Genomic DNA, 6,722 nt, shown 5'->3' on the forward strand with positions numbered 1-6,722 from the left:
AGTCGCTGCCGGACGAGCTGCAGCGGGTGCACATGGTCGGCATTGGCGGAGCGGGCATGTCGGGTATCGCTCGCATCCTGCTGGACCGCGGCGGGCTGGTGTCGGGCTCCGACGCCAAGGAGTCCCGCGCGGTGGCCGCGCTGCGGGCCCGCGGCGCGGCGATCCGGATCGGGCACGATGCGTCCTCACTGGACCTGCTGCCCGGTGGGCCGACCGCGGTTGTCACCACCCACGCCGCGATCCCGAAGACCAATCCGGAGCTGGTCGAGGCGCGGCGGCGCGGTATCCCGGTGATACTGCGGCCGGTGGTGCTGGCCAAGCTGATGGCGGGATACACCACGTTGATGGTGACCGGCACGCACGGCAAGACCACAACCACGTCCATGCTCATCGTGGCGTTGCAGCACAGCGGTTTCGACCCGTCCTTCGCCGTGGGCGGGGACCTCGGCGAGGCCGGCACGAACGCACACAACGGCAGCGGCGAATGCTTCGTCGCCGAGGCCGATGAAAGCGACGGCTCACTGCTGGAGTACACCCCCGACGTCGCGGTGGTGACGAACATCGAGGCCGACCATCTCGACTTCTTCGGCAGCGCCGAGGCCTACGGCGCCGTGTTCGACGACTTCGTCGAACGCCTCAAACCCGGTGGCGCACTGGTGGTCTGCACCGACGACCCGGGTGCCGCGGCGCTCGCCGAGCGCACCGCGGAGCTTGGTATCCGGGTGCTGCGGTACGGCAGCGACCCGGTCCTGCCCCTGCAGGGCACGTTGCTGAGTTGGGAGCAGCACGACACCGGTGCGGTGGCCCACATCCGGCTCGCCGGCGAACCGCACCCGCGGGTGATGCGCCTTTCGGTGCCGGGACGGCATATGGCGCTCAACGCGATCGCGGCGGTGCTGGCCGCGATCGAGGTGGGCGCACCGGTCGACGCTGTGCTCGACGGGCTGGCGGGCTTCGAAGGGGTGCGCCGCCGGTTCGAGTTGGTCGGAACGGCCGGCGGTGTCCGCGTCTTTGACGACTATGCGCACCATCCGACCGAGGTTCGGGCCACGCTGAGCGCAGTACGCACGGTCACCGAACAGTCCGGCGGCCGGTCCATCGTGGTGTTCCAGCCGCACTTGTATTCGCGCACACAGACATTCGCGCGTGACTTCGGGCAAGCGCTCGACGGCGCCGACGAGGTGTTCGTGCTCGACGTGTACGCGGCCCGCGAACAACCGATCGCCGGCGTCAGCGGCGCGAGCGTCGTCGAACACGTCAGCGTGCCCGCGACGTATGTGCCGGATCTTTCCGCGGTGCCGGCGCGGGTGGCCGAGGCCGCCGCGCCGGGCGACGTCGTGGTCACCATGGGCGCCGGTGACGTGACCGTTCTCGGCGCCGAAATCCTTGCAGCGCTGCGGGTCAAGGCCAACCGCGGGACACCGGGGTCGCGATGACCGAGCCGACCGACAGCGGCCCGACCGAGCAGGCGGACAACCCTGAGACGCCGGCGGCGCCCTCCGCTGCGGCTCCGGATTTCGAGGGGCCGCGGCGGCGGGCACGCCGGGAGCGGGAAGAGCGCCGCGCCGCGCAGGCCCGCGCCACCGCGATCGAGCAGGCCCGCAGGGAGGCCAAGCGGCGTGCGCTCGGCAAGCCCGCCGAGAACACCCGAAAGCTCGGCCGCGGCACGGTCCGAGGCCTGAAGGTGCTGATGTGGTCGGCGCTGGTCAGCGTGATCGTCGTGGGCCTGGGGCTGCTGCTGTACTTCACCCCGGTCATGGCCGTGCGCAACACCGTGGTCACCGGATTGGGGGCGGTGCCGCGGGACGAGGTCGTCGCGGCTGCAGCGGTCGCGCCGGGCACGCCGCTTCTGCAGGTGAACACCGACAACGTCGCCGAACGGGTGGCGACGATCCGGCGGGTCGCCAGCGCGCGCGTCCAGCGCCAGTACCCGTCGACCCTGCGGATCACCGTCGAGGAGCGGGTGCCGGTGGTGGTCAAGGACTATCCCGACGGTCCGCACCTATTCGACCGCGACGGCGTGGATTTCGCGATCGGACCGCCGCCGCCGGGGGTGCCGTATCTCGACGCCGACAACCCCGGCCCCAACGACGGGCCGACCAAGGCGGCGCTGCAGGTGATGACGTCGCTGCGCCCGGAGGTCGCCGCGCAGGTCGCGCGGATCGCGGCGCCGTCGGTCGCGGCCATCACCTTGCAGCTCGTCGACGGCAGACAGGTGATCTGGGGCACCACCGATCGCACCGAGGAGAAGGCGTTGAAACTCGGGGCGCTGCTCACCCAGCCGGGACAGACCTACGACGTGTCGAGCCCGGACCTGCCGACGGTGAAGTAGCCGCACACGCGCGGGGAAAAATCTGCGAAACGTCGGCGCGCCTGCATGGCAACCGCTCGACCTCGCCCTACCGTTCTGATTGCGCGGAAACAACTTGACATAACTATAACCCTCTGGTTGAGGTTTAGGGTTTGCCAAGCGGTCGGCGTGTCGACAGCCAACCCGGGAGGAAGGGATCGCAATGACCCCCCCACACAACTACCTCGCCGTCATCAAGGTGGTCGGCATCGGTGGCGGCGGCGTCAACGCCGTCAACCGGATGATCGAGCAAGGCCTCAAGGGCGTGGAGTTCATCGCCATCAACACCGACGCGCAAGCGTTGTTGATGAGCGACGCCGACGTGAAGCTCGACGTCGGTCGCGACTCCACGCGTGGTCTGGGCGCCGGCGCCGACCCCGAAGTCGGGCGCAAAGCCGCCGAGGACGCCAAGGATGACATCGAGGAGCTGCTGCGTGGCGCCGACATGGTGTTCGTCACTGCGGGCGAAGGCGGCGGCACCGGCACCGGCGGCGCGCCCGTGGTCGCAACGATCGCGCGAAAACTGGGCGCATTGACCGTCGGCGTGGTGACGCGGCCGTTCTCGTTCGAGGGCAAGCGGCGCAGCAACCAGGCCGAGAACGGCATTCAGGCGCTGCGGGAGAGCTGCGACACCCTGATCGTGATCCCCAACGACCGGCTGCTGCAGATGGGCGACGCGGCGGTGTCGTTGATGGACGCCTTCCGCAGCGCCGACGAAGTGCTGCTCAACGGCGTGCAGGGAATCACCGACCTGATCACCACGCCGGGCCTGATCAACGTCGACTTCGCCGACGTCAAGGGCGTGATGAGCGGGGCCGGCACCGCGCTCATGGGCATCGGTTCGGCCCGCGGCGATGGCCGCGCACTCAAGGCCGCCGAGATCGCGATCAACTCGCCGCTGCTGGAGGCGTCGATGGAGGGTGCGCAGGGCGTGCTGCTCTCGGTTGCGGGCGGCAGTGATCTCGGTCTGTTCGAGATCAACGAGGCCGCATCGCTCGTACAAGACGCCGCCCATCCCGATGCCAACATCATCTTCGGCACCGTCATCGACGACTCGCTCGGCGACGAGGTCCGCGTGACCGTGATCGCCGCAGGGTTCGACTCCACCGGCCCAGGACGCAAACCGGTGGTCAGTCCCGCCGAGGGGCAGGGCATCACGCCCGGCAAGGCCGGCAAGGTGACCACGTCGCTGTTCGACCCCGCCGATCCGGCGAGCGTGCCGGTGCACACCAACGGCGCGACGGTCAGCATCGGCGGGGACGACGGCGGCATCGCCGACGACGACGTCGACGTGCCGCCCTTCATGCGCCACTAGCCATACTGGCGACCGTGACGGTTCGGATACGGCGCGTGACCACCACACGCGCCGGCGGCTTCTCCGCGCCGCCCTTCGACACCTTCAACCTCGGCGATCACGTGGGCGACGACCCGGCCGCCGTCGGGGCCAACCGAAAGCGGTTGAGCGCAGCGGTCGGATTGGGGGACCACGGAATCGTCTGGATGAACCAGGTGCACGGCGATCACGTCGTCGTGGTGGAGCGAGCGCCAGACGCGCCGGTCGACAATACTGACGCATTGGTTACGACTCGGCGCCGTTTGGCATTGGCGGTGGTTACCGCCGATTGTGTTCCCGTTTTATTGGGCGACGCGCGAGCAGGAGTGGTGGCTGCCGTGCACGCCGGACGCGTCGGCGCACAGAAAGGCGTCGTGGCGCGCGCGGTCGAGACGATGATCGCGCTGGGTGCGCGGGCCGAGGACATCTCGGCTCTGTTGGGACCCGCGGTCAGCGGCCGCAACTACGAGGTTCCGGAGGCGATGGCCGCAGAGGTGGAGATCGCACTGCCCGGCAGCCGCACGAAGACCGCGAAAAATACGCCCGGGCTGGATCTGCGAGCCGGAATCTCCCGTCAACTAACCACTTTGGGTGTCGCCGCCATCGACGTCGACCCGCGCTGCACGGTCGAGGACCCCGACTTGTTCAGCCACCGGCGTGACGCGCCGACCGGGCGGCTCGCATCGCTGGTGTGGATGGAGTGACGGCCGCCTTGCCTACGTCGCGCGAACTCGAGTTGGCCGAATCGCTGGCCGGCGTGCGGGCCCGCCTCGCCGCCGCGGCGGACGCCGCCGGACGCAATATCGACGAAATTGAATTACTCCCGGTGACCAAATTCTTTCCGGCAACCGATGTCATTGTTTTGCGCCGTTTGGGATGCGAAGCTTTTGGCGAATCACGCGAACAGGAAGCGTCGAATAAAGTCAAAGAAATCGCTTCGATGGCAAATGTCGCAGCCATTCGCTGGCACATGGTCGGACGGATTCAACGCAACAAAGCGCGCTCCGTCGCGGGCTGGGCGTATGCGGCGCACTCCGTCGACAGCCACAGATTGACAGCCGCGCTGAACCGCGCCGCGGCCGACGCGCTCGACGACGGACGCCGCGCCGAACCACTGCGCGTCTTCATCCAGGTGAGCCTCGATGGCGACGAGAGCCGGGGCGGCGTCGACGTCAACAGGCCCGAGCAAGTCGACGAGCTGTGCGCGGCCGCGCACGCGGCGGCCGCGTTGGAGTTCGTCGGCCTGATGGCGATCCCGCCTCTCGGTGCCGACCCCGACGCCGCGTTCGCGCGTCTGCAGGCCGAACATCAGCGGGTGCAGGCGGCCTACCGGCAACGTCTGCAGTTGTCGGCGGGCATGTCCGACGACCTCGAGGCGGCGGTCAAACACGGCTCGACATGTGTGCGTGTCGGTACCGCGTTATTGGGACAACGTCCTCTACCGTCACCAGAAGTAGTCACTCCAGTCACACATTCATCACAGACACCAGAGTCCAGGGCATGAGAAGGGTCGAGCGATGAGCACACTTCACAAGGTCAAGGCCTACTTCGGTATGGCCCCGATGGATGACTACGACGACGAGTACTACGAGGACGACGACCGCGGCGCCCCCCGTGGATATTCGCGCCGTAGCCGCGACGACCGCTTCGACGAGGACGGCTACGGCTCCGGCCTCCGGGGCTACGACGACCGCGAGTACGACGACGCTCCGGCCGGTTACCGGGCCGGTTACGACGACCGGTTCGAGCCGAGGCTGCGACCCCGCGAATTCGACCGTCCCGCACCACGATTCGCTCCGATGCGCGGCGCGACCCGCGGCGCGCTGGCGATGGATCCCCGCCGGATGGCCGAATTGTTCGAGGCGGGCAGCCCGCTGTCGAAGATCACCACGCTGCGGCCCAAGGACTACAGCGAGGCGCGCACGATCGGCGAGCGGTTCCGCGACGGCACCCCGGTGATCATGGACCTGGTGTCGATGGACAACGCCGACGCCAAGCGTCTGGTCGACTTCGCCGCCGGCCTCGCGTTCGCGCTGAGGGGTTCGTTCGACAAGGTCGCCACCAAGGTGTTCTTGTTGTCACCCGCGGACATCGACGTCAGCGCCGAGGAGCGGCGCCGCATCGCCGAGGCGGGCTTCTACGCCTATCAGTAGGCACTCCGGGACGGACAGGTAGGCTGGCGTCGCACCTCGGGCGTGACCAGCCGCGAGGGCTGTATCTGATGTCACACCCCTGCCCGTAGCGAGGTCGGCTCCGTTGTCGCTCTTCTTCGAAATCCTGGGCTTCGCCCTGTTCGTGTTCTGGCTGCTGCTGATCGCCCGGGTCGTGGTGGAGTTCATCCGGTCGTTCTCCCGCGACTGGCATCCCAAGGGCGCGACGGTGGTGATCCTGGAGCTCATCATGACGGTGACGGATCCGCCGGTGAAACTGCTTCGGCGGCTCATTCCCCAGCTCACGATAGGTGCGGTGCGGTTCGACCTGTCGATCATGGTGTTGCTGCTGGTCGCCTTCATCGGCATGCAACTGGCGTTCGGCGCGGCCGCCTGAGCGCCGGCCACGCAGCGCATCGATCGGGGCCGGTTGCGAGTTGCGGACACGATTTGCCGGGGCCGAAATTGAGCCGCGAAATCGTCCCCGAACGTCCGACGATGTTTGAAATTCGTTCTTAATTTCATCCACTTCTGCAACGGCCGCGGCTGGTGTGACAGGATGGACGCCAGTTACGTTCCACCCAAGCTCTACACTTTGAGACCGGTTGACTGTCCAGACTTCAAGGGGGCGACAATGCCGCTCACACCCGCCGACGTTCACAATGTCGCGTTCAGCAAGCCACCCATTGGCAAGCGCGGCTACAACGAGGACGAGGTCGACGCGTTCCTCGACTTGGTGGAGAACGAGCTGACGCGGCTCATCGAGGAGAACGCCGACCTCCGTCAGCGCGTCGCCGAGCTGGACCAGGAGTTGGCCTCCGCCCGCTCCGGTGGCACCGGCCAGTCGACGCAGGCCATGCCGGTCTACGAGCAGCCCGCCCCCGAGCCC

General features: G+C 68.0%; 8 protein-coding genes. All 8 read left to right on the forward strand.

Going from position 1 to position 6,722, the window contains the following annotated elements; all coding sequences use genetic code 11:
- The first annotated feature begins 32 nt into the window (after positions 1-32).
- Positions 33-1,436 (forward strand): UDP-N-acetylmuramate--L-alanine ligase, encoded by a 1,404-nt coding sequence (gene murC / locus AU188_RS07160; protein WP_059163057.1) that lies wholly within the window; start codon positions 33-35, stop codon positions 1,434-1,436.
- A complete protein-coding gene (locus tag AU188_RS07165) occupies positions 1,433-2,332 on the forward strand; it encodes a cell division protein FtsQ/DivIB (protein ID WP_059163034.1) in 900 nt (299 codons plus the stop codon). Before murC ends, AU188_RS07165 begins: the two co-directional genes overlap by 4 nt.
- A 181-nt stretch (positions 2,333-2,513) precedes the next feature.
- Complete coding sequence (ftsZ, locus tag AU188_RS07170) at positions 2,514-3,665, forward strand: cell division protein FtsZ (protein ID WP_059098935.1); 1,152 nt, start codon at positions 2,514-2,516, stop codon at positions 3,663-3,665.
- Between the two features lie 14 nt (positions 3,666-3,679).
- A complete protein-coding gene (gene pgeF, locus AU188_RS07175; RefSeq protein ID WP_156426599.1) occupies positions 3,680-4,387 on the forward strand; it encodes a peptidoglycan editing factor PgeF in 708 nt (235 codons plus the stop codon).
- Positions 4,384-5,187 (forward strand): YggS family pyridoxal phosphate-dependent enzyme, encoded by an 804-nt coding sequence (locus AU188_RS07180; RefSeq protein WP_059163036.1) that lies wholly within the window; start codon positions 4,384-4,386, stop codon positions 5,185-5,187. The genes pgeF and AU188_RS07180 overlap by 4 nt, the downstream gene beginning before the upstream one ends.
- A gap of 13 nt (positions 5,188-5,200) precedes the next feature.
- Positions 5,201-5,836 carry a cell division protein SepF gene (locus tag AU188_RS07185; protein WP_059163037.1) on the forward strand — a complete coding sequence of 212 codons (636 nt, stop codon included), beginning with the start codon at positions 5,201-5,203 and terminating at the stop codon, positions 5,834-5,836.
- Positions 5,837-5,939: 103 nt separating this feature from the next.
- A complete protein-coding gene (locus AU188_RS07190; protein ID WP_059163038.1) occupies positions 5,940-6,230 on the forward strand; it encodes a YggT family protein in 291 nt (96 codons plus the stop codon).
- A gap of 237 nt (positions 6,231-6,467) precedes the next feature.
- Positions 6,468-6,722: DivIVA domain-containing protein (locus AU188_RS07195; protein ID WP_156426600.1), on the forward strand; the 255-nt coding region annotated here is incomplete at its 3' end.

Source organism: Mycobacterium sp. IS-3022, assembly GCF_001500065.1.
In the GTDB taxonomy this organism is placed as follows: domain Bacteria; phylum Actinomycetota; class Actinomycetes; order Mycobacteriales; family Mycobacteriaceae; genus Mycobacterium.

Bases quoted from the DNA above. Each gene is read 5' to 3' on its own strand.
- murC (WP_059163057.1), top strand. From the start codon at position 33: ATGGTCGGCATTGGCGGAGCGGGCATGTCGGGTATCGCTCGCATCCTG.
- AU188_RS07165 (WP_059163034.1), top strand. From the start codon at position 1,433: ATGACCGAGCCGACCGACAGCGGCCCGACCGAGCAGGCGGACAACCCT.
- ftsZ (WP_059098935.1), top strand. From the start codon at position 2,514: ATGACCCCCCCACACAACTACCTCGCCGTCATCAAGGTGGTCGGCATC.
- AU188_RS07185 (WP_059163037.1), top strand. From the start codon at position 5,201: ATGAGCACACTTCACAAGGTCAAGGCCTACTTCGGTATGGCCCCGATG.